Source organism: Vibrio sp. R11-SG3-ISO3-SZ (assembly GCF_059834345.1).
In genome coordinates, this window is sequence record NZ_JCBDGX010000079.1 from 1 (window position 1) to 22,608 (window position 22,608).

Annotated in this window: 23 protein-coding genes; 10 read left to right on the forward strand and 13 right to left on the reverse strand. The window is 48.6% G+C overall.

The genetic code is table 11. The features are described 5' to 3' along the window. A partial coding sequence (locus tag AC6R1O_RS10255; RefSeq protein ID WP_500656936.1) for a heavy metal translocating P-type ATPase occupies nt 1–2,345 on the forward strand: 2,345 nt, incomplete at its 5' end. Next, nucleotides 2,342–2,791 carry a DUF411 domain-containing protein gene (locus tag AC6R1O_RS10260; RefSeq protein WP_500656937.1) on the forward strand — a complete coding sequence of 150 codons (450 nt, stop codon included), beginning with the start codon at nt 2,342–2,344 and terminating at the stop codon, nt 2,789–2,791. The genes AC6R1O_RS10255 and AC6R1O_RS10260, both read left to right, overlap by 4 nt. Before the next feature lie 96 nt (nt 2,792–2,887). On the opposite strand, the gene hemH is transcribed toward AC6R1O_RS10260, so the two are convergent. From hemH to htpG, 3 genes are all read right to left on the reverse strand, one after another. Beyond that, a complete protein-coding gene (gene hemH, locus AC6R1O_RS10265) occupies nt 2,888–3,847 on the reverse strand; it encodes a ferrochelatase (protein ID WP_500633588.1) in 960 nt (319 codons plus the stop codon). A 155-nt stretch (nt 3,848–4,002) separates the two neighbouring features. After that, nucleotides 4,003–4,647, reverse strand: a complete 645-nt coding sequence (gene adk, locus AC6R1O_RS10270) for an adenylate kinase (RefSeq protein ID WP_334551248.1) — start codon at nt 4,645–4,647, stop codon at nt 4,003–4,005. A 418-nt stretch (nt 4,648–5,065) separates the two neighbouring features. Next, nucleotides 5,066–6,970 carry a molecular chaperone HtpG gene (gene htpG, locus AC6R1O_RS10275; protein WP_500626172.1) on the reverse strand — a complete coding sequence of 635 codons (1,905 nt, stop codon included), beginning with the start codon at nt 6,968–6,970 and terminating at the stop codon, nt 5,066–5,068. Between the two features lie 286 nt (nt 6,971–7,256). Between htpG and AC6R1O_RS10280 the strand changes: the two genes are divergently transcribed. The 3 genes from AC6R1O_RS10280 to AC6R1O_RS10290 are packed head-to-tail and all read left to right on the forward strand — an operon-like array spanning nt 7,257 to nt 8,956. Beyond that, entirely contained in the window at nt 7,257–8,111 is an 855-nt protein-coding gene (locus tag AC6R1O_RS10280; protein WP_500656938.1) for a winged helix-turn-helix domain-containing protein, read from the forward strand. A gap of 9 nt (nt 8,112–8,120) precedes the next feature. Further along, a complete protein-coding gene (locus AC6R1O_RS10285) occupies nt 8,121–8,636 on the forward strand; it encodes a regulatory protein ToxS (RefSeq protein WP_500656939.1) in 516 nt (171 codons plus the stop codon). Nucleotides 8,637–8,677: 41 nt separating this feature from the next. After that, a complete protein-coding gene (locus AC6R1O_RS10290) occupies nt 8,678–8,956 on the forward strand; it encodes an Rdx family protein (protein WP_500656940.1) in 279 nt (92 codons plus the stop codon). A 41-nt stretch (nt 8,957–8,997) separates the two neighbouring features. Here the strand turns inward: AC6R1O_RS10290 and yfcE are convergent, their stop codons facing one another. From yfcE to AC6R1O_RS10315, 5 genes are read right to left on the reverse strand one after another with little or no spacing between them, the layout of a single operon-like run. Further along, nucleotides 8,998–9,543 (reverse strand): phosphodiesterase, encoded by a 546-nt coding sequence (gene yfcE, locus AC6R1O_RS10295; RefSeq protein WP_500633584.1) that lies wholly within the window; start codon nt 9,541–9,543, stop codon nt 8,998–9,000. Between the two features lie 45 nt (nt 9,544–9,588). After that, nucleotides 9,589–9,999, reverse strand: coding sequence for a CBS domain-containing protein (locus AC6R1O_RS10300; protein WP_487903715.1), 411 nt, complete (start codon nt 9,997–9,999; stop codon nt 9,589–9,591). Continuing rightward, nucleotides 9,996–10,346 carry a P-II family nitrogen regulator gene (locus AC6R1O_RS10305; RefSeq protein ID WP_334551262.1) on the reverse strand — a complete coding sequence of 117 codons (351 nt, stop codon included), beginning with the start codon at nt 10,344–10,346 and terminating at the stop codon, nt 9,996–9,998. The genes AC6R1O_RS10300 and AC6R1O_RS10305 overlap by 4 nt, the downstream gene beginning before the upstream one ends. Beyond that, the gene (locus tag AC6R1O_RS10310; protein ID WP_500626175.1) at nt 10,336–11,130 is read right to left on the reverse strand and encodes a DUF1538 domain-containing protein; all 795 of its coding nucleotides are present in this window, start codon (nt 11,128–11,130) and stop codon (nt 10,336–10,338) included. The genes AC6R1O_RS10305 and AC6R1O_RS10310 overlap by 11 nt, the downstream gene beginning before the upstream one ends. Beyond that, complete coding sequence (locus AC6R1O_RS10315) at nt 11,127–11,861, reverse strand: DUF1538 family protein (RefSeq protein WP_334551266.1); 735 nt, start codon at nt 11,859–11,861, stop codon at nt 11,127–11,129. Before AC6R1O_RS10315 ends, AC6R1O_RS10310 begins: the two co-directional genes overlap by 4 nt. A 223-nt stretch (nt 11,862–12,084) precedes the next feature. Here AC6R1O_RS10315 and AC6R1O_RS10320 point away from each other — a divergent pair, with 223 nt between their 5' ends. Continuing rightward, the gene (locus AC6R1O_RS10320) at nt 12,085–13,005 is read left to right on the forward strand and encodes a TIGR01777 family oxidoreductase (protein ID WP_500656941.1); all 921 of its coding nucleotides are present in this window, start codon (nt 12,085–12,087) and stop codon (nt 13,003–13,005) included. Nucleotides 13,006–13,029: 24 nt separating this feature from the next. Continuing rightward, nucleotides 13,030–13,857: an SDR family oxidoreductase gene (locus AC6R1O_RS10325; RefSeq protein WP_500656942.1), complete on the forward strand. Its 828-nt coding sequence runs from the start codon at nt 13,030–13,032 to the stop codon at nt 13,855–13,857. 298 nt (nt 13,858–14,155) lie between these two features. On the opposite strand, the gene dnaJ is transcribed toward AC6R1O_RS10325, so the two are convergent. From dnaJ to grpE, 3 genes are all read right to left on the reverse strand, one after another. Next, nucleotides 14,156–15,298, reverse strand: a complete 1,143-nt coding sequence (gene dnaJ / locus AC6R1O_RS10330; protein ID WP_500626178.1) for a molecular chaperone DnaJ — start codon at nt 15,296–15,298, stop codon at nt 14,156–14,158. Nucleotides 15,299–15,494: 196 nt separating this feature from the next. Beyond that, the gene (gene dnaK / locus AC6R1O_RS10335) at nt 15,495–17,405 is read right to left on the reverse strand and encodes a molecular chaperone DnaK (protein WP_500629251.1); all 1,911 of its coding nucleotides are present in this window, start codon (nt 17,403–17,405) and stop codon (nt 15,495–15,497) included. Between the two features lie 255 nt (nt 17,406–17,660). After that, nucleotides 17,661–18,257: a nucleotide exchange factor GrpE gene (gene grpE, locus AC6R1O_RS10340; RefSeq protein ID WP_334551275.1), complete on the reverse strand. Its 597-nt coding sequence runs from the start codon at nt 18,255–18,257 to the stop codon at nt 17,661–17,663. A gap of 142 nt (nt 18,258–18,399) precedes the next feature. Between grpE and nadK the strand changes: the two genes are divergently transcribed. The 3 genes from nadK to bamE all read left to right on the forward strand — a co-directional run bounded on the left by nadK (nt 18,400) and on the right by bamE (nt 21,663). Continuing rightward, on the forward strand, nt 18,400–19,284 hold the full coding sequence (nadK, locus tag AC6R1O_RS10345) for an NAD(+) kinase (RefSeq protein ID WP_334551276.1): 885 nt from the start codon (nt 18,400–18,402) through the stop codon (nt 19,282–19,284). Nucleotides 19,285–19,445: 161 nt separating this feature from the next. Next, nucleotides 19,446–21,110 (forward strand): DNA repair protein RecN, encoded by a 1,665-nt coding sequence (recN, locus tag AC6R1O_RS10350; protein WP_500656943.1) that lies wholly within the window; start codon nt 19,446–19,448, stop codon nt 21,108–21,110. Nucleotides 21,111–21,303: 193 nt separating this feature from the next. Next, complete coding sequence (bamE, locus tag AC6R1O_RS10355; protein WP_334551279.1) at nt 21,304–21,663, forward strand: outer membrane protein assembly factor BamE; 360 nt, start codon at nt 21,304–21,306, stop codon at nt 21,661–21,663. 72 nt (nt 21,664–21,735) lie between these two features. Here bamE and AC6R1O_RS10360 read toward each other — a convergent pair whose 3' ends face one another. Both AC6R1O_RS10360 and AC6R1O_RS10365 read right to left on the reverse strand, forming a co-directional pair. Next, the gene (locus tag AC6R1O_RS10360) at nt 21,736–22,092 is read right to left on the reverse strand and encodes an RnfH family protein (RefSeq protein ID WP_500656944.1); all 357 of its coding nucleotides are present in this window, start codon (nt 22,090–22,092) and stop codon (nt 21,736–21,738) included. Next, nucleotides 22,082–22,525 carry an SRPBCC family protein gene (locus AC6R1O_RS10365; protein ID WP_500629248.1) on the reverse strand — a complete coding sequence of 148 codons (444 nt, stop codon included), beginning with the start codon at nt 22,523–22,525 and terminating at the stop codon, nt 22,082–22,084. The genes AC6R1O_RS10360 and AC6R1O_RS10365 overlap by 11 nt, the downstream gene beginning before the upstream one ends. Nucleotides 22,526–22,608: the final 83 nt, after the last annotated feature.

Genomic DNA, 22,608 nt, shown 5'->3' on the forward strand with positions numbered 1-22,608 from the left:
AAGACTCCCCGCTCATATCAGAGGACACCGTCAGTGAAGAGCCTATCAAGGAGAGTGGTGATGAACCGCAGAGTACCGCGCAAAGAAATAGTAATGAGCACCGCCTCTATTTCGCTATTTCAGGGATGACGTGCGCCAGTTGCGTCAGCTCAGTGGAAAAAGCCTTGCTCTCCGTCGAGGGCGTGAACAGAGTCAGCGTTAATCTAGCCGAGCAAACCGCCTCAGTATTCAGCAAACGAGAAAGCGCACAGATACTGGCTGATCTTGTAGAAGCGAGCCAGAGCGCGGGTTATCAAGCCACACATATCGCCGATCCTAACACCCAGCAGGACGAGCAAGCGGCAAATTTGGCAAAGCAGCAAGCGCAGCACAAGCGTAGCGCACTGGCCGGTTTAATCGTCGGGGCGCCGCTCATGCTATGGGGTGTTCTCGGTGGCAGTATGATGATCCAAAACCGCGGCGACCAATGGGCGTGGGGCGTTGTTGGCTTGATCTGTTTTGCGCTACTGGCGAGTGCAGGAAGAGGATTTTTTGTTAACGCTATCGCGGCACTGCGCCATAAACGAGCGACCATGGACACCTTAGTCGCTCTGGGGACTGGCGCTGCCTGGCTCTTTTCGATGCTTGTGGTTGTCGTGCCACAGTGGTTCCCTGTTGCCTCAAGACACGTCTACTTTGAAGCCAGTGCCATGATTATCGGCCTGATTTCGCTCGGCCACTATATTGAAGCGAAAGCGAAAGCCAAGACTACCCAATCGCTTAAAGCACTGATCAATTTGCAAAGTAACGATGCGCTGTTGGTCGACGAGCAAGGTGAACGAACCATCCCTATCGACCAGATCACCCAAGGTATGACGCTACGCGTCATGCCTGGGGCTCAGTTCGCAGTCGATGGCGTTGTCACCGACGGGGAGTCCTATGTCGATGAGTCAATGCTTACCGGTGAGCCGATCCCAGTCTTCAAACGCAGCGGTGACACCGTACATGCCGGTACCTTGAACCAAGATGGTAGCTTGCTATATCAAGCCACCAGCGTAGGCAGTCAAACCATGCTGGCAAAAATCATCAAATTAGTCAGAGACGCGCAAAGCAGTAAACCGCAGATTGCCAAACTGGCCGATCAGATTTCATCCGTGTTTGTGCCTATCGTCGTCGCGATTGCTCTGATTGCGGCCGCGGTCTGGTTCTTTGTTGGCCCTGAGCCCAAAGCCAGCTATATGCTGGTCACGGCGACCACAGTATTAATTATCGCCTGTCCATGTGCGCTCGGCCTTGCGACGCCACTGTCAGTCACGGTTGGGATTGGCAAAGCGGCGGAGCTAGGGATCTTAATTAAAGATGCGGATGTGTTGCAGTCGGCCAGTCGCATCGATACGGTCGTCTTTGATAAAACGGGCACCTTGACGCAAGGTAAACCTGAAGTGCAGTTTCACGCCCGCTACCATATCGATGACGAGACGCTTTTAGGTCTCAGCGCGGGTATCGAACGTCACTCGGAACACCCATTGGCAAAAGCCATCGTGCACTACGCCCAAGCGTCACACATCACACCGCTGCCTATCACACACTTCACTAACCTACGCGGGCAAGGGGTGACCGGACACTATCAAAAGCAATCTCTAAGTGCTGTATCTCTCAACTATGCCAAGGCAAAAGGCTGGGATCTTAGCCTCGCCGACGCGGACATCAAGCGCGCGGCTGACCAGGCTTACACGCCAATCATTATTGCTTTGGATGAGCAGGTTGTCGGTGTGATGGCGATCGCCGATGGCATTAAACCTGATTCCGCGCGAACGATAACCACTTTAAAAAATATGGGGATTACCCCTGTGCTACTGACTGGAGACAACGCCCATGTCGCTAACGCCATCGCAAAGCAGCTCGGTATTGATGACGTCATCGACGAAGTGCTGCCAGATCAAAAAGCGCAGCATATTGAGTCACTGAAAGTGCGCGGTCAACGTGTCGCCATGGTCGGTGATGGCGTCAACGATGCACCCGCGCTCGCCTTAGCAGACATCGGTATTGCTATGGGCAGCGGCAGTGATGTGGCAATTGAAAGCGCGCAAATGACATTACTCAACGCCTCGCCGATGGCGGTGGTGCAGGCCATCGAGCTCTCAAAAGCTACTCTCAAAAACATGAAACAGAACTTGTTTGGTGCTTTCATCTATAACTCACTGGGCATTCCCGTCGCCGCTGGCGTGTTATACCCACTCTTTGGTTTCTTGCTCAGCCCCGTCATTGCTGGCGCAGCGATGGCTTTATCATCGATTACTGTTGTCAGCAACGCCAATCGACTTCGACTTTTTAAAACCTCAACTCAGCTTGGAGATCGCTCATGAACAGATTGCTGAAAACCTCAATGTTGACCGCCCTACTCACTATAGCGCCGCAGGTACTGGCGGCCGATGTGATCAACCATAAATCGCCGTACTGTGGCTGTTGTAGCGAGTGGACCAAACACATGGAGCTGGCAGGGTTCACCGTCAAAGAAGTACTGCATGACAACATGAACCCAATTAAAGAACAGCTCGGTATTAGCTCGCAGCTTGCCTCTTGCCATACCGCAGAAATCGACGGTTATGTATTTGAAGGCCACATCCCCGCCAGTGACATTCAAGCGTTTCTCGCCAATCCTCCCAAAGGGGCAAAAGGATTAGCGGTGCCAGGCATGCCGATGGGCTCACCCGGTATGGAATATGGAGAGAAAAGCGACGCCTATTCAGTGTATGCGTTCAATGAGCAAGGGCAGGTATTTGAATACCGTCATTATGAAGCGAAAGAGTAAAAAGTGAGTCAGTCACCATCAAGGCAGCTGACACGAGATACAAAAAAGCCAGCCAAGACCACATCAGGCTCTTGGCTGGCTTAACATCGCCTCTCATTATTCTCCTTGAACTAAGGCAGCCATCATCTCGATATGCAGCTCATCATCATTGAGGCAAGGAATAAAATTAAACTGCTCTCCCCCATGCTCTTCATACAACTCTCGACACTGCTCGGAAATCTCCTCTAAGGTTTCCAAACAATCGGCAGAAAAGGCAGGGGTCATAATATCGAGCTTTTTGATGCCAGCGCTCGGCAACTGTTCAATGGTTTTGTCCGTATAGGGCTGAAGCCACTCTTCTCGACCAAAGCGCGACTGGAACGTGGTGCCAATTTGTTCACTGGTTAATCCCAGCGCCTTACCCAAAAGCTCAGTGGTTCGCAAACAGTGCTGTGGATAGATGTCACCGTTATCGGCGTAGCGTTTAGGGATGCCATGATACGAACAGAGCAAGTAATCCCCACGCCCATGTTGGCGCCAAGAGGCTTCAACACTGGCCGCCAGCGCTTTGATATACAGAGGATGATCGTGATAGTCGCGCAGCATTCGATAATTGGGTAACACGGGCATCGTTTTAAAGGCTTTCGCTAAGCCATCGTTGACCGCGCCAGTGGTGGTGCCGGAATACTGAGGGTAAAGAGGCAGCACAATGATCTCTTCGACGCCTTGTACAAGCAGTGCCTCAACGCCAGATTGCAGACTAGGATTGCCATAAGTCATGCCAAGCTCGACTGGCATCGATAAAAAATCAGCCAGACGCGCCGCTTGGCGCTTAGAGTACACCATCAGCGGCGACCCTTCTTCCATCCAAACGCTTTGATATAACTTGGCGACTTTGGGCGAGCGAATGGGCAATATCACACCATGTAAAATAGGGCACCACAGCCAGCGGCTCATGTCGACGACTCGATGATCATGAAGGAACTGACTTAGAAAGCGCTTCACGGCTGGTGCGGTGGGTTCATCGGGTGTGCCCAAGTTCACCAATAGCACACCTTGTTGTTTTTTATTCTGCATAGAGTCCGCCGATCCTGTGTTGAATCCAGTCTTAATTGTCTGAAAGATACGTTGCCTAGCCGCGTTAAGTTCAAGAGAAGTATAAAAAAAGCGACCTAATTAGGTCGCTTCACTATAACAAATTTCACAAAAGTGATGATAATAGGTATTACCTATTATGCTAATGCCTTCTCGATATCAGCGCTCACTTCCGCCACTTGCTTAGTACCATCGAATTTCAAGTACTTAGTGTTACCTGCTGCCGCTTCTTTACCGTAGTATTCGATCAGTGGCGCAGTTTGATCGTGGTAGACACCTAAACGAGCGCGAACGGTCTCTTCTTTGTCGTCATCACGAACCACAAGGTCTTCACCCGTCACGTCATCTTTACCTTCCACTTTTGGTGGGTTGTACACAACGTGGTAAGTACGGCCTGACGCTAGGTGAGCACGACGGCCCGCCATACGCTCAACAATCACATCGTCAGCGACATCAAACTCAATCACGTAATCAACATCAACACCCATCTCTTTCAGGCCATCCGCTTGAGGGATAGTGCGAGGGAAGCCGTCTAGAAGGAAGCCTTTCTCACAGTCGTCTTGAGCGATACGCTCTTTGATAAGACCCAGGATGATTTCATCCGATACTAGTTGACCAGCATCAATCACAGCTTTCGCTTGTTTACCAAGCTCTGTCCCTGCTTTGATCGCAGCACGCAGCATGTCACCAGTAGAGATTTGTGGAATACCGTACTTCTCCATGATGAATTGAGCCTGTGTGCCTTTACCTGCACCTGGAGCACCTAGAAGAATGATGCGCATGTTAAATCCTCTTAAGATAATAATGGTTTATACCGAAGCTCACAGCGGCTTGCCACTTGGAGCCAGATCATCGGTAAGTTTCGGTATAACGGTTGTCATAATCAGCCGTTGCGTCTTGCAAGGCACAATGGACAACGTCCTCATACAAACACGGTTTACAATAGATACTGTCATAATAAACAGTAAAACAGGCGTGCACATTACACGCCTGTTTGATCGGTTTCAAGCTGGCATTCTATCATACAATTTAGGCTCAACGCGCCTATTACGACTAAAGAATGCTTAAACACTCACATTCGCCTGCAACATCATGAGTTTTTATGCATTTTGAGTGCAAGGTCCTCACTATTTCCTGCAGATTCGAATCAATAGACGTAAAAAGCCCGCAAGATACGGGCTTTTGCACGACGTTATGCCATTATCCTTTAGTCAAAAGGGTATTGATGGCGCCAAGGAACTGAGACGGGTCCGCCATCGAACCACGCTCTGCCAGCATGGCTTGACCAAGCAGTACCTCGACCCAACGGCCAAAGGCTTCCTCATCGGCCTCATCCGCCATACGCTTAACCAGCGCGTGCTCTGGGTTAAGTTCAAAGATGTACTTCACTTCTGGCGCGGCTTGACCTGCGGCTTCCAGCAGTTTGGCCATCTGTGTCCCCATTTCGAAATCATCGGTAACAACGACCGCTGGCGTCGATGCGAGTTTAAAGGTGGTGCGAACCTCTTTCACGCGATCGCCTAAGTAAGCCTTAGTGCGCTCGACAACCGACTTAAACTCTTCCTCGGTCTCTTTTTGTTTCTCTTTCTCCGCTTCGTCTTCGAACTGGCTAAGATCGAGACCCGCTTTCGTAATGGACTGGAACTGCTTACCATCGAACTCAGTTAAGTAGTTCATCAGCCACTCGTCGATGCGGTCATACATCAAGATAACTTCAATGCCCTTGGCCTTAAACTGCTCAAGGTGAGGGCTGTTTTTCGCCGCCGCGTAGCTGTCTGCGGTGAGGTAGTAAATCTTATCTTGGCCCTCTTTCATACGCTCAACGTAAGAAGCGAGGTCAACCGTTTGCTCTGCCGAGTCCACTTCCGTAGACGCAAAACGCAGCAAACCGGCTACTTTCTCTTTGTTCGCCATGTCCTCAGCTGGGCCCTCTTTGAGCACCAAGCCAAACTCTTTCCAGAATGACTGATATTTCTCGCTGTCATTCTTAGCCATGCGTTCAAGCATGGTCAAAACACGTTTGGTACACGCATTACGCAGGGACTGAGTCACCTTGTTGTCTTGAAGAATTTCACGTGACACGTTGAGTGGTAAATCGTTGGAATCGATCAAGCCGCGTACAAAGCGCAGATATGACGGCATGAATTGCTCAGCATCATCCATGATAAACACACGCTGCACATACAGCTTGAGACCCGATTTGTGGTCACGGTTCATCATATCCCAAGGTGCTTTTGATGGAATGTAAAGCAAACTGGTGTAGTCATTTTTACCTTCCACTCGGTTGTGGCTCCATACTAGCGGATCGGCAAAATCGTGCGATACGTGCTTATAAAACTCTTGGTACTCTTCCTCTGAGATGTCCGACTTATTCCGCGTCCATAGTGCTTGCGCTTTGTTGATCTGCTCCCACTTCTTCTCGTCGGTCTCTTTACCTTCGTCATCACGAACGGCCGTTTGGATTGAGACTGGAATACCGATGTGATCGGAGTATTTACTGATCACATCACGCAAGCGCCATTCGTTTAGGAACTCTTTACCCTCTTCACGCATATGAAGAATGATGTCGGTACCACGCTGTTCTTTGACGATATCTTCGATGGTGTACTCGCCTTCACCTGCTGAGTGCCATTGCACCGCTTGATCAGCAGCCAAGCCAGCTGCGCGAGTGCGCACCGTCACGGCATCTGCGACGATAAAGGCGGAGTAGAAACCCACACCAAATTGACCGATTAATTGCGAATCTTTGCTTTGCTCTTCCGACAGCTTAGAGAAAAACTCTGCAGTGCCCGACTTAGCGATCGTACCTAGATGTTCAATCACGTCATCACGACTCATACCGATGCCGTTATCGGAAATGGTCAGCGTGTTTGCCTCTTGATCAAAAGAGAGCTTCACACCCAATTCGGCGTCACCTTGATATAAATCGGGATTGGACAAGGCTTGGAAACGCAGTTTATCCGACGCGTCTGAAGCATTAGAAATCAACTCACGAAGAAAGATCTCTTTGTTTGAGTAGAGAGAATGGATCATCAGGTGAAGCAGTTGTTTGACTTCAGACTGAAAACCACGAGTTTCTTTGTTATTCGTTGCTGTTTCGCTCATGATAACTCCACATTTGGTGCTTTTTATTCCAAGGCCACCTGCCTGTTCGCAGGAATATTGGCGCTAAATCTGACAGTTAAGATGAGGGTGGAGAGTGTAAATTCAAGGTCAAAAACATAAAAACAGTGTTTTTTTGGTTTTATTTTGATTATTCTTACACATCTAAAAATGAATAAATCATAAAGAGACGCCAAGATTTGCGCTGTTTTGTTCAATCAGCACAGCTTGGTGGCGAATGGATGCGCATTACGTTACTTGAACCTTTTTATAGAAATGGCCAACCTCAATGAGCAACATAGGTACTAAGTTCAACCTCGCGAACCGCTTCACGTTTGACCCAAACACCAACTCTCTGACCGATACAGAGAGTGACAACGAGGTGATTCGTCTGGGCAGCAATGAAAGTCGCATTCTCCTTTTATTGGCAGAAAAACCCAATGAAGTTGTCTCCCGCAACGAGCTGCACGATTTCGTCTGGCGAGAGCAAGGGTTTGAAGTTGACGACTCTAGCCTTACTCAAGCCATTTCTACACTAAGAAAGCTATTGCAAGACTCCACCAAGTCGCCTCAATACGTTAAAACTGTGCCTAAACGCGGCTACCAGTTGATCTGTCCGGTTGAAAGAGCGTTGCCTCAAGTCACCAGTGACGATCTCGACGAGATGGACGACAGCCAAGATACTAACGTTTCAGGGTTCGACACCAACGAGAATGTAACAGCGTCATTGTCCCAGACCGTTGACACCACTGCCGGCACGGTGGACACCAAGAAACCTAAAACCAACAACAAGCCCTTGATGATGGTATTGCTTGTCATTACCGTCATGCTGCCTATCCTTGCCATCCTGCTAGCAAAACCGGCGCAAACGCAGTTTCGTGAGCTGACAGTGGTCGATAGCACACCGGTGAGAACGCCGCTGAACCACCCAGATTTAAGCGTGTGGATGCCCTCTATCGAGCAGTGCGTCAAACGCTACAACGAAACACGCCAAGGGGATTTAGCGCCTGTAGAGGTGATCGCTACGGGTGGTCAAAACAATCAGTTAGTCTTGAACTACATTCACTCTCTTCAACAATCAGGTGAAAACATCACCTTGCGCATTGTTGCCGAGCAAGACGATCTCTCTCGAGTATGCCAGTAGGAGTTACCCATGAATCATAGAATCGCCGCTGGCCTCGCCATTATCTCTGCTGCGTTAAGTAGTTGGCTCCACTGGGGCAGTGATATCAAAATTGAGAAAATCCTCACCTCAAGTGAATGGCAATCGAAAATGGTCACCCTAATTGACCAAATGCGCCATGAACAAGATATCGGTCCTTTGCGTAAAGTGGACGTGGTTTCAAACGTTAAATATTTACCTAATAACACTTACATCCGCGTCTCTACCGTCCGCCTTTTTCCAGATACCGACTCACTAGAAAGCATCATCAATATCTCGGAAAGCGGTAAGTGGGACATCAGTGATAATTACTTGCTGATCACTCCAAGTGAGTTCAAAGATGTCTCGTCTGCGCAAACGCGAGACTTTTCCGAGCAGCAGTTAGAGCTTATCACACAGATCTTCAGGATGGATGCTCAGCAAAGCCGCCGCATAGATATTGTCAATGAGAAGACCTTGCTTCTGACCAGCCTCAGCCACGGCTCGACGGTGCTGTTCACCAATTAATACCTCTAGGGAGCTTCGGCTCCCTTCTTTGTGGAGAACATATGCTAAAAGCACACATTGATATTTACTACTGTCGCCAATGTAATTGGATGCTGCGTGCCACTTGGCTCAGCCAGGAGCTACTGCACACCTTTAGTGAAGAGATCGATACGATGTCGTTACACCCAGACACCGGTGGCCGATTTGAAATTCACTGCAATGGCGTGATGGTGTGGGAAAGAAAGCGCGATAGTGGCTTCCCAGAAGCAAAAGTGTTGAAACAACGAGTGCGCGACATCATTGATCCACAAAGAGATTTGGGCCACAGTGATACCAAGTAGCCCAAAAAGGTGTACTAGCCTTATTCTCACATATTCCGTGTTTAAAGCTGACAGCTCACGATGCACTCATCGTCAAAAGTGACGGTTTTCAGCTCGCCATCGTCATAAAGTCCGTAGCTAGGCGAAAAACCGTTACGAGGGAAGGTCACCGAACCTGGGTTAAAGACGAAGTGTTCACCATCTCGCTGCGCCACTGGGATGTGAGTATGACCATGAACCAGCACATCATTGGGGCTTAGAGCTGGACGCTTGTCCGCGTTGTACAGATGACCGTGGGTTAAAAACAGTCGAGTGCCCGACTCCAAGACCAGCCAGGCGTAATCGGCCATAATAGGGAAATCGAGCAACATCTGATCCACTTCACTGTCGCAGTTGCCACGCACGGCAATGATCTGCGCGGCAAACTCATTGAGCCGACTGGCAACCTCAGCCGGGTTGTACCCCTCAGGAATCGGGTTTCTTGGTCCGTGATTCAGTATGTCCCCAAGCAGCACCAAAGTCTTAGCACCCGATGCTGAAAAGGCTGATAACAGTGCTTCGGTGGCAGGAAGGCTGCCGTGTATGTCTGACGCGATAAAAATAGTCACCTAATGCTTACCCTTAACGTAAATAAGGCTATTGTACGCACTGAGCTACACATCGTCATCATTGAGCATGCCGTTAATCACAATGTTGTTGTAACTGACCATCCCAATAATCTGGCCATGCTCGATCACAGGGGCTCGGCTGATACCAAAACGCTCAAAGAGGCGCGCGCAATATTTCACATTCATATCAGGGCTGACGGAGAGTGCAGGCTTGGTCATAATTTCATAGATGTTCGTCCGCTCTGCCGAGCGATTCTGCGCCAACACTTTTTTCGCGATGTCGTTCATCAGCACAATGCCGTACTCATCCCCTTCATGCCGCTTATCAACCACCAACGCTTTGACTTGGTGTTGGCGCGCAAGCTGGATTCCCTCTTTGACGGTCGTTAAGCCATCAATGATGACATAAGTATTGGCCATCACATCCCGCACTTGCACTCTATCATGACTATTCATAACTCATCCTCCACCACTTTGGTCAATGTTTCTACTTGGTGGGCGACCCCCACCGCATCTTCAATATCAATTTGAATCGCGATGCCTTGTCCAGAGGTTTGATCAAACTCTCCAACCTCGTTGATCGTCTCCAGTATGTGTCGCGATAAGTGCTCCTCGACCACAAACAACAGCACATCCTTTTGCACATCGAGCGTCAGACCAAAAAAGGTTTTCTTCTGTTTTAATCCTTCGCCACGGGCATTGTTAATAACCGTGGCCCCCGTAGCGCCCGCAGTTCGCGCCGCATCAAGCACCACGTCGGTTTTGCTGTCTTCGACAAACGCAATAATGAGTTTAAAGCGCATTAGTTTCATCCTCCTGATTGGCGCGTTTATTCAGCCAATCTGTCATTTGTGCATAGCCCATGACTGAAATAATGGGGAATAAGCTGGCAAAGGCGATAAGGCCAAAGCCATCGATCATTGGGTTTCGGCCCGGTACGGTAGAAGCAAGCCCTAGACCAAGCGCGGCCACCAAAGGTACGGTGACCGTAGAGGTCGTCACACCGCCGGAGTCGTAAGCCAATGGGATAATCAGCTTAGGGGCGTAAAAGGTTTGAATCACCACCACAATGTAACCAACGATGATGTAGTAGTGGATAGGATCGCCAACCACAATGCGGTAGCTGCCAAGCGAGATACCAAACGCAACCCCAAGCGCCACTGCGATACGCAACCCATTGACACTGATACTACCCGCCGAGACTTGATTGGCTTTGATGGCAACGGCGATCAGTGACGGCTCTGCAATAGTGGTACTAAAGCCGATAAAAAAGGCAAACAAGTAGACCCAATAGTAGTCAAACCACTCTAGTGGTGCGGTGAGGTTATCTCGAAACTGATCGATAAAGCTGGGCGCCGTTAACTGAGTGGCCATCGTCTCGCCCAGCGGAAACAACGCAAGCTCCAAACCAATAAGAAACAGAGATAAGCCGAGAATGACATAGACAAAACCGAGCAATACCTTAGCAAGGTTGGTGACCGGGCGTCGTAACACGGCAAACTGGAATCCGAAAATAATGGTCGCAATCGGCACCACATCGGTGATGGTACCAAGCAGAGTATGAAAAAAGTGTTGCCATTCCATCATGCCACCACCATGCCGTATACCATGACGAACATCATCGGCAGCAATGAGGCAAACGCAATCAAGCCAAACCCATCGATCATGGGGTTACGTCCTTTGATCGCACTTGCAAGCCCAACCCCTAGTGCCGTGACGAGAGGAACCGTAATGGTGGAGGTCGTAACACCGCCGGAGTCGTAAGCGACGCCAATGATGCTCTCCGGCGCAAACATCGTCAGTACCACTACACCAATGTAGCCACCAATGATCAGATATTGAATGGGCCAACCTTTTAAAATTCTCAGCACACCCAACATGATCGCAAAGCCCACCGAGAGGGCGACGGTGTAGCGCAAGCCATTGGCGTAATCATCCATCGCCTCCGGCCTGTCGGCAATCATCCCTCCTTGCGCCGCTACTTGTGCGGCTTCTGAAGCAACAGCCGTCAGAGCAGGCTCAGCAACGGTGGTCCCAAATCCTAAACAGAAAGAAAACAGCAGCAACCAAAAGACACTCCCTTTGCGCGCGAACGCTTGCGCCATGGATTCACCGATGGGAAACAGCCCCATCTCTAAGCCAAAAATAAAAAAACTCAGCCCAAGTACCACCAACACGAGTCCAAATACGATTGAAGGGAGGTTGGGAAGTGGCTCTTGCAAAACGACCAATTGGAAAAAAGCAATTACAGCGATGATGGGCAGTAAGTCACGTAAGCTGCCCATTAAAGAACGAAATAGTGCCCTTATTGCTTCCATACTCTCTCCGCTGCGAGGAAATCCACACTATTTATCATGGCAAAGGAATTCATCCTTAAGTGTGATAAATCTGGCATCTCTCACGATAGAACGCACGAATGTTTCATTTTGTGAGTTGGCGAGTGAGCCAATAAGCAAAGATGCGGTCAAACCGAGTGAAGAGCGATCTATTTATGCTTGAGATCGCTATAATGATTCGAGAAATCAAAAAGAAGGGACAGCAATGAAAATTTTGCTCACCGGAGGAACCGGGTTTATTGGCAGAGAGCTGCTTAAGCAGTTGACCACTCATGAAGTGACAGTATTGACCCGATCTCCCTCGCGCGCTCGGCAAGTCCTCGCCCACCTAAAACAAGGCAATCTCTCCTTCATCGACAGTTTGGACGACTTTCATGATCTCAATCCCTTCGACGCCGTCATCAATTTAGCCGGAGAGCCCATTGCCGACAAACGCTGGACTGACACCCAAAAATCCTTAATTTGTGAAAGTCGCTGGCAACTGACAGAGCAGTTGGTCGCCTTGATTCACGCAAGCACCGCGCCGCCCTCGGTATTTCTCAGTGGCTCTGCGGTGGGATACTACGGTGACCAACAAGCGCATCCGTTTGACGAAAGTCTGCAAGTGCAAAGCAATGACGATTTCGCTCATCAAGTCTGTGCACGTTGGGAACAGATTGCTCTGCGCGCACAATCTCAGCACACGCGAGTGTGTTTGATGAGAACAGGTATTGTACTTGGTCCTGATGGTGGGGCACTAAAGAAAATGCTGCCCCCCTATCGCCTCGGATTAGGCGGCCCAATAGGTACTGGCAAGCAGTATATGCCTTGGATACACCTGATGGATATGGTGCGTGCCATTGTCTACTTGTTGGATACCGAACATGCCCAAGGCGTGTTCAACTTCACTGCGCCTCACCCTGTCACCAATACTCTGTTTAGTCAGACGCTGGCTCGTTGCCTGCGACGGCCGCATGTGCTTTTTACACCGGCATGGGCAATGAAACTGGTGATGGGCGAGAGTGCGACCTTGCTGTTTGATAGCATCCGCGCGAAACCCAAAAAGCTCACCGAACTGGGCTTCACTTTCCAATACTCACGTCTTGAGCCCGCCCTCAAGCACCTTTTGCAGCCCGTAGGGCGCTAACAACGGATCATAAATACCACAAACATGACTCAATACATTTTGATTACAGGCTGCTCGAGCGGCATAGGCTATACAGTTGCCCACGCCCTTCATCAGCGAGGATACCAAGTCATCGCGTCTTGTCGCCAAGCACAAGACGTCGAGCGATTAAAACAAGAGGGGTTGTTGTCGGTGCAACTGGATCTCTCTGATCCACAAAGTATCGAAGCAGGCTTTCATGAAGCCTTAGCATTAAGCAACGGCCGACTTGATGCTCTGTTTAATAATGGGGCCTACGGTCAACCTGGGGCATTGGAAGATCTCCCGACAGAAGCCCTGCGCGCCCAGTTTGAAAGCAATTTTTTTGGCTGGCATCATCTTGTTTCTTTGGCTCTACCGATAATGAGAGCGCAAGGCGCTGGGCGAATCGTACAAAACAGCTCGGTACTTGGCTTTGCAGCGATGAAATATCGCGGTGCATACAACGCCTCCAAGTTTGCTCTTGAGGGCTGGACAGACACACTCAGACTTGAACTGGCCGACACCAACATTCACATCAGCCTCATCGAACCAGGTCCCATAGAGACGCAGTTTCGCGCCAACGCCTTGGTGGCATTTCAACGCTGGATCAAGGTGGAAGAGAGCGCGCATCGTGCGCACTATGAGCAACAATTAGCAAGACTTGGCAACGAAACTTCAAGCAACCGCTTTGTTCTTCCCGCCTCTGCCTGCATTGCGCCTGTGGTTCATGCTTTGGAGTCCGACAAACCCAAAATCCGCTACAGAATTACCACGCCAACGCGAGTGCTTTGGTGGCTAAAACGTCTACTATCGAGCCGAGCCTTGGATCGACTATTGAGCAAGGCTGCATAAAAAATCGTCTGTATGTAATTTAATCGTAATATTGAGACTGTAAGATTTAAATCGTTGCCTTCGCGCCACTGACGAACTCCCATCGTTTTGGGTTTGGCCACATAAAAATTCATTATTACAGCGTTACATTCGGATAAGACTATGTCATTAAACCAGTTGAACTGGCTGAGTGTCGGTGTTGCGCTAACGTTACTGATGTTTTTGTAACACCTTCGCTTGCACATTCTAAAAAAGGTAGGATAACCCTTCGGTTTCCTACCTTTTTTGCTGTGTTACCGCTTTGAATTCAGCTTGTGCGTTAGCTGGTCAAGTCATCGAAAAACTTCTTCACACCATTGAAAAAGCCTTCTGATTTCGGCTTGTGCTTGGTCGCCGCTTCACCACCGCAAGACTCTTCAAACTCTTTAAGTAGCTCTTTTTGACGGGCACTGAGGTTCACTGGCGTCTCTACCACAAGCTTGACAATCAAATCGCCAATACCACCACCACGAACACCTTTTACGCCTTTGCCGCGCATACGGAACATACGACCAGTTTGCGTCTCCGTTGGCACTTTAAGGTTCACTCGGCCGTCCAATGTTGGGACTTCCACCTCACCACCGAGCGCTGCCATAGCAAAGCTCACAGGCACTTCACAGTAGAGGTTATTACCATCACGCTCAAAGATGTGGTGTTCTTTCACGTGTACTTGTACATACAAGTCGCCCGCTGGTGCGCCCATCTCTCCCGCTTCACCTTCACCTGAAAGACGAATGCGATCGCCAGTATCCACACCGGCTGGGATCTTAACGTTAAGGGTTTTGCTTTTCTGTTTACGACCTTGACCATGACACACATTACATGGGTCTTTAATGATTTTGCCTTTACCGTGACAGGTCGGACAGGTTTGTTGAACCGCAAAGAAACCTTGGCGCATCTGAACTTGGCCATGACCATGACAAGTACCACATGTTTCAGGTGATGTGCCTTTCTTCGCGCCGCTTCCTTCACAGCTGTCACAATGGACTAACGTAGGAACTTCAATTTCTTTCGACACACCACGTACGGCTTCTTCAAGCGTCAATTCCATGTTGTAGCGTAAATCAGCGCCACGCTGAGCGCGAGCTTGACCGCCGCCACGACGACCGCCACCAAAGATGTCACCAAACACGTCGCCAAAGATGTCACCGAAATCGGCACTACCGCCACCGAAGCCGCCGCCTCCCATACCGCCTTGTTCAAAGGCTGCATGGCCGTACTGGTCATAAGCGGCTTTCTTCTGTGGATCGAGCAGAACTTCGTACGCTTCTTTTACTTCTTTAAACTTATCTGCAGCGCTGTCATCACCCTGATTACGGTCTGGGTGGAATTTCATCGCTAGGCGTTTGTACGCCTTTTTGATATCACGCTCTGATGCATCGCGGCTTACGCCTAATACTTCGTAAAAATCACGTTTTGACATGTTTCTCGTCACCAAATTTATTACTGCAAACGGTCAACACCGCTTGGTGTTATATCTACCTAACTAATGGCTCTGGATTTTAGCGATCCCACACCAAAAAGACACTTTTAGTTAGATGGACATAATGTACAAACATACGGGCGTAAGAGTCTCCTCAAACGCCCGCATCATAGTTAAGTTAAGTCCGAATCAAGAATTACTTCTTGTCGTCTTTGACTTCTTCGAACTCTGCGTCAACCACATCGTCTTGAGCGTCGCTGCTTGCTTGCTCGCCACCTTGTGCTTGCGCTTGAGCTTGCTGCTGAGCGATTTCCATCAGTTTCTGAGCCGCAGTCATCAGTGCTTGAACTTTCGCGTCGATCGCTTCTTTGTCTTCGCCTTTACGTGCTGTTTCTAGCTCAGAAATCGCGGCTTCAATCTTCTCTTTCTCGTCAGCTGGAAGCGCATCACCCGCTTCTTCTACTTGCTTACGAGTACCGTGAATCATTTGGTCCGCTTGGTTACGTGCAGTCGCTAGCTCTTCGAACTTCTTGTCCGCTTCTTTGTTCGCTTCTGCTTCTTGAACCATTTTCTCGATGTCTTCATCGCTTAGACCACCAGACGCTTGGATAGTGATCTTCTGCTCTTTGCCAGTCTGCTTGTCTTTCGCTGACACGTGTAGAATACCGTCCGCATCAAGGTCGAAAGTCACTTCGATTTGTGGCATGCCACGTGGCGCAGGCTGAATGCCTTCTAGGTTAAATTGACCTAGAGACTTGTTGTACATCGCTTGCTTACGCTCACCTTGAAGAACGTGGATGGTTACCGCGTTCTGGTTGTCTTCCGCTGTCGAGAAAACTTGGTTCGCTTTGGTTGGGATAGTGGTGTTCTTCTCAACCAACTTAGTCATTACGCCCCCCATTGTCTCAATACCTAGAGACAGAGGTGTAACGTCAAGTAGCAGTACGTCTTTCACGTCACCCGCAAGTACGCCACCTTGAACAGCAGCACCCATAGCTACGGCTTCGTCAGGGTTTACGTCTTTACGCGCTTCTTTACCGAAGAACTCTGCAACTTTCTTCTGAACCATAGGCATACGAGTCTGACCACCGACTAGGATAACGTCAGTGATTTCATTCACTGAAAGATCCGCATCCGCTAGTGCGACTTTTAGTGGCTCAAGTGAACGTTGAACAAGGTCTTCAACTAGAGATTCTAGTTTCGCACGCGTCACTTTCACATTCATGTGCTTAGGACCCGTCGCATCCGCTGTCACGTATGGTAGGTTTACGTCAGTTTGAGAAGTCGAAGAAAGCTCGATCTTCGCTTTTTCTGCCGCTTCTTTCACACGCTGCATCGCTAGAGGATCTTTCTTAAGATCGATGCCTTGCTCTTTCTTGAACTCTTCAACGAGGTAGTTGATAAGGCGGTTATCAAAGTCTTCACCACCTAGGTGAGTATCACCGTTGGTTGCAAGAACTTCGAACGTTTTCTCACCTTCAACTTCATCGATTTCGATGATAGAGATATCGAACGTACCACCACCTAAGTCATAAACCGCGATAGTGCGATCGCCGCCTTTCTTGTCTAGACCGTATGCCAACGCAGCCGCTGTCGGTTCGTTGATGATACGTTTTACTTCTAGACCTGCGATGCGACCTGCATCTTTGGTTGCTTGACGCTGAGCATCGTTAAAGTAAGCCGGTACAGTGATGACCGCACCTGTTACTTCTTCACCTAGGAAGTCTTCCGCTGTTTTCTTCATTTTCTTCAGAACTTCAGCAGAAACTTGAGGTGCTGCCATTTGTTGGCCTTTCACTTCAACCCAAGCGTCACCGTTATCAGCCTTAACAATCTTGTATGGCATGATTTCGATGTCGCGCTGAACTTCTTCGTCTTCAAAACGACGACCGATCAAGCGCTTGATTGCAAATAGCGTGTTTTCAGGGTTAGTAACTGCTTGACGTTTCGCAGGCTGACCAACCAATGTCTCGCCGTCTGTGTAAGCAATTACCGATGCAGTAGTGCGTTCACCTTCTGCGTTTTCAATCACGCGTGGTTTGTCGCCGTCTAATACAGCAACACAAGAGTTAGTAGTACCTAAGTCAATACCAATGATTTTACCCATCAGGCTATCTCCGAATAAATTCTATTTTCGTTGTGCTATATCCCCTATGTGGGGATGGAGAATCGGGTTTCAACCCTTGCTCACAAACAAAAATAATCATGTTTGCTTCTCTATGCCCCTTAGATAAGGTCTGGAATTACCTTTTCAAGGGACAAAATGAAAAAAATCGTAATTTTTGTTTAGAAACAACAAAGCGAGGCCGAAGCCTCGCTTTGCTCGCTACTCTATCGCGCATAATGTCGCGATTATTTCGGTTTACTTCGCTACCATCACCATGGCAGGACGAATCACGCGTCCGTTCAACTCATACCCTTTTTGCATCACAAACATCACCGTGTTCGATTCATGATCAGGGCTTTCCTGAATGGACATCGCTTGGTGCTGCTCAGGGTTGAACGCTTCACCTTCTGGGTTGATCTCTTTCAAACCAAACTTAGACACGGTATCGACAAACGTTTTGTGCGTCAGTTCAACACCTTCAAGAATCGGCTTGACTGCTTCATTCTCACCGTCTGCCGCTTGAATCGCACGCTCTAGGTTATCAATCACCGGTAACAGCTCTTCAGCAAACTTATTCAATGCGTATTTACGTGCTTTGTCGATCTCGGTTTCCGTACGGCGACGCATGTTTTCGACTTCTGCTTTCGCACGCAATACACCGTCTTGCTGTTCTTGAATTTTCGCTTCGCTTGTCAGTAGCGCCGCTTCTAGTTGAGCAATCTTCGCGTCTTTTTCATCACCCATCTCTTCAAGCTCAGCTTCCACTTCTTGTGCTGCCGCTTCGGCTTTTTCCGCTTCTTCGATGATTTGATCAAGCTCTTCTTCTTTAATCTTGTTTTCTTCGTTGCTCATGGTCTCTCCAGAATTCAATGTTCTTTGTACTTAACGGCTCAGTTTGCCACCACCAAATACAAAAAATTCGCACAATTAGCTAACTTGCCATTATTATGGGGATGTAGATTGTCGATTCAAGCCTATTTAGCGCGGAAAACTTATGAAAAAACCTTTTGAAGTGATCGCTATCATTGGTAAGCCCAGAGATCAGCAGGCTATCCAAACGCACCGAGAACTGTACACTTGGTTAAAATCAGAAGGTTATCAGGTTCTTATCGATGATCGCCTCAGCGAAATCTTAGATGACCTACCGCAACAAGATTTCGCCAGTTTGATTCGGCTGGGCAACGTCGCAGACTTGGCGATTGTCGTTGGTGGTGACGGCAACATGCTAGGCGCCGCTCGTGTGCTGTCGCGCTTTGACGTGCGCGTCATTGGTGTGAACCGAGGAAATCTTGGCTTTTTGACGGACTTAAATCCCGAAGACTTTCAAGCGGCGCTGAAAACCGTGCTAGCGGGAGACTACATTGAAGAAGAGCGCTTTTTACTTGAAGCGGAAGTCCATCGTCATGGCCAAGTTAAAAGCCACAACGCTGCGCTAAACGAAGCGGTACTTCACCCCGGGCAAATTGCGCACATGATTGAATTCGAGGTTTATATCGATAATAGCTTCGCGTTTTCTCTGCGTGCGGATGGCATCATAGTCTCAACGCCGACCGGCTCTACGGCTTATTCGCTCTCTGGGGGCGGACCAATTCTGTCGCCTAGTCTCAACGCTATCTCGCTTGTCCCTATGTTTCCCCATACCTTGTCGAGTCGACCTTTGGTCGTTGACGGAAAACGGCGTATCAAGCTACTGGTGTCGCCTGATAACCGAGGCACACAGGAAGTCAGTTGTGATGGCCAAGTATCGTTGCCCGTCTCACCGGGGGATGAAATCCATATTTATCAAAGCCCGAACGTCCTGAAGCTTATCCACCCAACGGAATACAGCTACTATCATGTGCTGAGAAACAAACTGGGCTGGTCCAGCAAGCTTTTCTAACAAGCGGCCCTAAATAGAGATGAACACTTGAAAGGTTGATGTACACACATCAACCTTTTTTAATCGCCCTCACAAAATTTGTTGCCACCATCTTTACTGTATAAAGAAACAGTATATACTGTTTTCTTATACAGTATTGTTCATTTAAACAGGTGCTAAAAATGCTGGCTCATCTAAGTGTGAATAATTTTGCGATTGTAAAATCTCTACAACTTGAACTCTCTAAAGGAATGACAACCATCACAGGTGAAACGGGCGCAGGCAAGTCCATTGCGATCGATGCGCTCGGCTTATGCCTTGGTGGCAGAGCGGAAGCCAGCATGGTTCGCCAAGGTGAAGATAAAACGGAAGTCAGTGCCGCGTTCTCACTAGAAAACAATATTCACGCAACACGATGGCTAGAAGATAACGACCTGCTCGATGGGAGCGACTGCATTTTGCGTCGTATCATTAGCAAAGAAGGCCGCTCACGAGCCTTCATTAATGGTAGCCCAGTCCCTCTCTCTCAGCTCAAGTCGCTCGGACAACTGCTGATCAATATTCATGGCCAACACGCGCATCATCAATTGATGAAACCTGAGCACCAACTCGCCATGCTCGATCAGTACGCTGGGCATATACACTTGCTCAAAAGCACTCATAATGCTTACCAACTCTGGCGTCAGGCGGACATTCATTTCAAGCAACTTAAAGAAAATAGCGCAGCTAACCTTGCGCAAAAACAGTTACTTGAGTACCAAATTAAAGAGTTAAACGAACTCTCTCTAGGGGAGGAAGAATATGAAGAGCTCGAACAAGAACACAAACGCCTCTCCAACAGCGGAGAGCTCGCCACCACCTGCCAACAAGCCATTGAGCTTATTTACGAAGGTGAAGAAGTTAATGCGCTTGGTATTCTCCAATCAGCCAGTCAGTCCTTGATTCAACTTGCAGAACTCGACGATACGTTGGCTGCACTGCCTAATATGCTGGCGGAAGCCCTGATTCAGATTGAAGAAGCCAACAATGAGCTTCGCAACTACCTCGATAATATTGACGTTGACCCTGCGCGCATGGCTTATGTAGAAGAGCGATTCTCCAAAGTGATGTCTATCGCACGTAAACACCATGTGATGCCAGAAGCTTTATATCAACATCACCAAGAGTTGTTGGCACAAATCGACGCGCTAGACTGCTCCGATGAAAAACTCGAGCAACTGGAAAATGAGGTGAGCCAGACTTTTGCAACTTTTGTCGAGCACGCAGAAAAACTGAGTAAATCACGTTCACGATACGCCAAAGAGCTCAACAAGCTGATTTCAGCCAGCATGCACGAGTTGAGTATGGAAAAAGCGAAGTTTTGTATCGATGTGGTCAGTGATACGGCGCATCCGTCTCCACTTGGCCTCGACCAAGTATGCTTCTTAGTCTCAACGAACCCCGGCCAACCACTTCAACCGATTGCCAAAGTGGCATCTGGAGGGGAACTTTCACGCATTTCCCTAGCCATTCAAGTCATTACCGCGCAGAAAGTCGACACACCAAGCCTCATTTTTGATGAAGTGGATGTCGGTATCAGTGGGCCAACCGCCGCTGTAGTCGGTAAAATGCTGCGAAAATTAGGCGAATCTACCCAGGTTCTCTGTGTGACTCACTTACCGCAGGTTGCCGGATGTGGTCACCAGCAACTGTTTGTTGCCAAAAACACTAAAGCAGGTAAAACGGAGACACAAATGCGTGTTCTCGATCGCAATCAGCGCATTAGCGAGCTTGCCCGCTTGTTAGGTGGAAGTGAAATTACCGACTCAACCTTAGCCAATGCAAAAGAGCTCCTAGTCGCCGCTTAGGGTGACTCAACAATAGATCCCGCTCAGGTTTGGTAGCCAAAGTTCCCTAGCTCAGGAATTTTGGCTCGAATTTGCAACCTAATTCAAAAATCATGGTCTGAAACAGTTCAAATGCCGATGAGCTTTTTACATTACAAGCAAGCTTGTTTATTATCGGCTCAGTTTTAGAACCCTCTGCAGTAAGAATACTCGTATGCAACTAACTAAGTGGCTTATCGCATTACCACTCGCGATCACAACCCTGACTGGCTGTTCATTATTAGAGAAGCTGGTGTATCGCATTGACATCAACCAGGGCAACTATGTTGAGCAAGAAGCGGTAGAAAAACTTAAATTCGGTATGACCAAAGAGCAAGTACGTTATGTAATGGGCTCACCGATGTTGGTTGAAAATGGCTACCCTGACACTTGGTACTATATTTACCATCACACAAAAGGCCACCATGACTCGATTCAGAAAAACTTAGTGGTCAACTTCAATGGCAATGGTCAGCTGGTTGATGTGACTGGCGACTTCACCGCCAGTGACGATTTTTTTGAAAGTATCAATTAATAAAGTGCCTATTCGTTGAGGCGCTATTCGCGTAAAAATGTAAAACGCTGACAAGATGTCAGCGTTTTTTGGTTAGGCCTGTTCTTTCCTAAGCGGGTTCTTTCTGCCCCCTGTCACTGGATCTGCGCTTCCGGCCGCTTTGGCTTGTTCTGCTCGCTTGCGTCGGATCTCTTTCGGGTCCGCTAATAAAGGTCGATAAATTTCGATTCTATCTTTGTCTCGGACAGTCGCATCCAACTTCACATTGCGACTAAACACCCCAACTTTATTTTTTGTTAGGTCAATATCGGGATAGCGTTCCAAAACGCCAGATTGCTTGATGATTTCCTCAACCGTCATCGACTTGTTGACCACCAAAGTGTAGACCCGCTGCTCATTGGGTAGCGCATACACCACCTCAACATGGATCATATCAGACTCAATACTCATAGCAGTTATACACCTGTTTCGCTCTTGCGGTAAAAGCATTGACCATATTGCTCGTCAACTCATTGAAGATTTTACCAAAGGCCATCTCAATCATTTTGCTGGAAAACTCAAACTCTAACTTAAGCTCTACTTTACAGGCTCGCTCATCCAGCGGTGTAAAATACCACCCCCCTTTCAAGGTTTTGAATGGGCCATCGACCAAATTCATGATGATCGCCTCGCCAAAGCGCAACGTGTTTGAGGTAGTAAATGTCTTGCTGATACCCGCTTTAGACACATCGACCGAAGCCACCATGGCATCCTGACTCTCTTCAATCACTCGAGAACCGGAACAGCCTGGAAGAAATTCGGGATAACTCGCCACGTCATTGACCAACTCATACATCTGCTCTGCGCTAAAAGATACCAGCGCTGAGCGACTGACTTGCTTCATATTGACTCCTTACGACTAAGCTTGGGCATCAAGCTGGCGATAATTTTACTTTTATTTGCACTCAGCGCAAACAAAGGGATTTG

What these genes read in the sequence shown, in the direction of transcription:
- AC6R1O_RS10260 (WP_500656937.1), top strand. Translation starts at nt 2,342, where the DNA reads ATGAACAGATTGCTGAAAACCTCAATGTTGACCGCCCTACTCACTATA.
- hemH (WP_500633588.1), bottom strand. Translation starts at nt 3,847, where the DNA reads ATGCAGAATAAAAAACAACAAGGTGTGCTATTGGTGAACTTGGGCACA.
- adk (WP_334551248.1), bottom strand. Translation starts at nt 4,647, where the DNA reads ATGCGCATCATTCTTCTAGGTGCTCCAGGTGCAGGTAAAGGCACACAG.
- htpG (WP_500626172.1), bottom strand. Translation starts at nt 6,970, where the DNA reads ATGAGCGAAACAGCAACGAATAACAAAGAAACTCGTGGTTTTCAGTCT.
- AC6R1O_RS10280 (WP_500656938.1), top strand. Translation starts at nt 7,257, where the DNA reads ATGAGCAACATAGGTACTAAGTTCAACCTCGCGAACCGCTTCACGTTT.
- AC6R1O_RS10285 (WP_500656939.1), top strand. Translation starts at nt 8,121, where the DNA reads ATGAATCATAGAATCGCCGCTGGCCTCGCCATTATCTCTGCTGCGTTA.
- AC6R1O_RS10290 (WP_500656940.1), top strand. Translation starts at nt 8,678, where the DNA reads ATGCTAAAAGCACACATTGATATTTACTACTGTCGCCAATGTAATTGG.
- AC6R1O_RS10300 (WP_487903715.1), bottom strand. Translation starts at nt 9,999, where the DNA reads ATGAATAGTCATGATAGAGTGCAAGTGCGGGATGTGATGGCCAATACT.
- AC6R1O_RS10305 (WP_334551262.1), bottom strand. Translation starts at nt 10,346, where the DNA reads ATGCGCTTTAAACTCATTATTGCGTTTGTCGAAGACAGCAAAACCGAC.
- AC6R1O_RS10310 (WP_500626175.1), bottom strand. Translation starts at nt 11,130, where the DNA reads ATGATGGAATGGCAACACTTTTTTCATACTCTGCTTGGTACCATCACC.
- AC6R1O_RS10315 (WP_334551266.1), bottom strand. Translation starts at nt 11,861, where the DNA reads ATGGAAGCAATAAGGGCACTATTTCGTTCTTTAATGGGCAGCTTACGT.
- AC6R1O_RS10320 (WP_500656941.1), top strand. Translation starts at nt 12,085, where the DNA reads ATGAAAATTTTGCTCACCGGAGGAACCGGGTTTATTGGCAGAGAGCTG.
- AC6R1O_RS10325 (WP_500656942.1), top strand. Translation starts at nt 13,030, where the DNA reads ATGACTCAATACATTTTGATTACAGGCTGCTCGAGCGGCATAGGCTAT.
- dnaJ (WP_500626178.1), bottom strand. Translation starts at nt 15,298, where the DNA reads ATGTCAAAACGTGATTTTTACGAAGTATTAGGCGTAAGCCGCGATGCA.
- dnaK (WP_500629251.1), bottom strand. Translation starts at nt 17,405, where the DNA reads ATGGGTAAAATCATTGGTATTGACTTAGGTACTACTAACTCTTGTGTT.
- grpE (WP_334551275.1), bottom strand. Translation starts at nt 18,257, where the DNA reads ATGAGCAACGAAGAAAACAAGATTAAAGAAGAAGAGCTTGATCAAATC.
- nadK (WP_334551276.1), top strand. Translation starts at nt 18,400, where the DNA reads ATGAAAAAACCTTTTGAAGTGATCGCTATCATTGGTAAGCCCAGAGAT.
- recN (WP_500656943.1), top strand. Translation starts at nt 19,446, where the DNA reads ATGCTGGCTCATCTAAGTGTGAATAATTTTGCGATTGTAAAATCTCTA.
- bamE (WP_334551279.1), top strand. Translation starts at nt 21,304, where the DNA reads ATGCAACTAACTAAGTGGCTTATCGCATTACCACTCGCGATCACAACC.
- AC6R1O_RS10360 (WP_500656944.1), bottom strand. Translation starts at nt 22,092, where the DNA reads ATGAGTATTGAGTCTGATATGATCCATGTTGAGGTGGTGTATGCGCTA.
- AC6R1O_RS10365 (WP_500629248.1), bottom strand. Translation starts at nt 22,525, where the DNA reads ATGAAGCAAGTCAGTCGCTCAGCGCTGGTATCTTTTAGCGCAGAGCAG.